The 1,763-nt window shown below is 37.0% G+C and carries 2 protein-coding genes; both read right to left on the bottom strand.

Features of this window, described 5'->3' with window-relative positions; genetic code table 11:
* The coding region (locus WB217_RS06810; RefSeq protein ID WP_423991870.1) for a hypothetical protein at window positions 1-405 on the bottom strand (405 nt) is incomplete at its 3' end.
* Between the two features lie 259 nt (window positions 406-664).
* Entirely contained in the window at window positions 665-1,342 is a 678-nt protein-coding gene (locus WB217_RS06805) for a diphthine--ammonia ligase (RefSeq protein ID WP_423991868.1), read from the bottom strand.
* Window positions 1,343-1,763: the final 421 nt, after the last annotated feature.

The raw sequence follows: 1,763 nt of genomic DNA, 5'->3' as shown, positions 1-1,763 counted from the left end.
GGCCGATGTTAACACCATATAGAGATAGTAGTTTTTTTGATGATTTAATGTCCATTGATAAACGAGCATAAACGTTACAGGAACGAAACTAGAATCAAGGGATAGCCCTGGTAACATTGGAATAACAGGAAAAGGATAATTTAATAATCCCAAATTCTTATTGTACAAGTCAACATAACCGAAAAGCATATGAATACTATAACCATAAAATCCCATGAAAAACAGTTTGCTTTTATCAATTTTGAAAAACAGAATAATTAAAGGAGCAATAAGAAGCGTAACCATAAGCCAATATTCAAACGAAGTGTAAAGTGCGTTATCCAGCCAGTAATGATTTAATGCTTCTTGCCCTTCTTTTCCCATTTTCACAATTTTATCGAATTCTTTAATTCGGCGTCCGTCCACATTGATTCATCCTTTAAGATAAATATTCCTACTATTATTGTTCCAAATTTCTTATTATATATGTTTCCATATCCGTTCTTTTTGGATAGAATCATCTTTCAATGTATTTTTACTCTCGGCTATTAAAGCCCATATAAAGAAATACAAAAGGAAGAGCTGATTAGGATATCAAGTTGTGGAGGAAGCGGAACTTGTAATCGTCCTTAATTTTAAATTGGAGCCCGTTATTTTTAGGAGTCAATTCAATAGAGGAATGCCATCATTTCTCAACTAATTGGCACTGACTAATATCTAATGACCAAAGTCCAGAATTCAAAATAACTCTGGATTCTGTTAAACTCACTTTCCTTTGAAAAATCGGTCCGTCTAATACGAATGTGTGATATTCTCCGAATTCGCCCATTACACAAATATCGTGGTTATGGATGTCTTCGAAAAACTTGCTGTCAAGCATTCTTCCGGCCCAAGTACAATCGAAATCTTTATCAGAAGCTCTACAAACCACCGCGGAGAAACCGAGTGTTATAAATTCATCCAGGAGTTTTGATGATTCCTCAGGGGAAATCCATACAGGAAATAGGGGAGCCAGCCCAGCTTTATTTGCTACTTCCTCATTCCATTTTCGATCTTCATCGGCATATAAACTGCCAAATGCAATCTCCTCAATACCATGCTGTTCTTTTAATTTAGTAAGTGCCTTTATTAGAGACGATTCATAATCACCTGCGGAATCCACTAGAACTAAAGGGATCCCCAATGCCTCAGCCTGTAATTTCAAGATTTCTAACCTTATTCCATGCGCATGATTCCGGGCATCATTTTCTGATACCATAGAAACTAAACAAGCGACATTCTTGTTTTCTTGCAACATTCGATATAAAGCAAGACAGCAATCTTTTCCGCCGCTCCAGCTTACAACAACTTTTTTATCGTTCATTGTTATTCACTACCTTCCGAATACAGATCAGTCTTTTCTTGTTGCTGCCATCCTGCTAATTTCCTTTTTTGAAACTCCCGGTTACCTTGGCCATTATTATGGAAAAAATAATATTCTCTTTCACTATGTTAATTCCTTTTCAAATGTTCGTAAATACTCGGAACGGTTTAAGGTGAAAGGGCACGTGGGAGCCTGTACATTTCGTTATGTGCAGAAGCATGGGGACGCACCTTATGCTTCTGTTTCTTAATTGTATTTTTCATCGTTATTCAATATTCTGTATTGAGCACCAGTTTTCTGAAGGAGCAAAGGGTACGTCCCTTTGCTCCTCCACTTCTACAGAGCTGCAAAATCCCATATCAAATAGCTCCCCAAAATAGATCTCCTGGAATTTTTTGTTCAGGATTCCGGTGTAATAGGC

The sequence above is a fragment of the Mesobacillus sp. genome (assembly GCF_049588175.1).
In the GTDB taxonomy this organism is placed as follows: domain Bacteria; phylum Bacillota; class Bacilli; order Bacillales; family Cytobacillaceae; genus Mesobacillus.
The sequence above is the reverse complement of the archived record's forward strand: the minus strand, read 5'-3'. Positions and strand labels throughout refer to the sequence as shown.